Raw genomic sequence first — 367 nt, 5'->3', positions numbered from 1 at the left:
AGCGGAGACAGCCGCATCTACAGGCTTCAATCCTTGGGCGAGAAGTTCCTTCGCATAGTTCACTCTGACTGTCTGTAAATAACGATAAGGCGTGGTCCCTCTGAACTTTGTAAAAGCTCGAAGCAGTGAGTATTTGTTCATTGACACAAGCTCACCTAATTCGTCTAACGATATATTTTCCGTGAGGTGCGCCTCGATATATTCCTGTACGTCTTGGACTTTCTGTTCATTAGTATGCGATGCTGACGCTTTTTTCTCTGGCATATCAGCATAGGCTCCGATCAGCTGCTTCATGAAAAAATAGAAGGTTTCCTGTTTATTCAAAGCAGGAGCTTCTTCTGTGATCATTTGATGAAGCTCATATAAC

Annotated in this window: 1 protein-coding gene; it reads right to left on the bottom strand. The window is 43.3% G+C overall.

What is annotated here, in order from left to right:
- On the bottom strand, positions 1-348 hold a 348-nt coding region (locus tag SB775_RS27845; protein ID WP_410864384.1), incomplete at its 3' end, for a helix-turn-helix domain-containing protein.
- Positions 349-367 lie beyond the last annotated feature (19 nt).

Source organism: Peribacillus sp. SIMBA_075, assembly GCF_046534585.1.
Note: the sequence above shows the minus strand (reverse complement) of the source record. Positions and strands in the feature narration are given on the sequence as shown.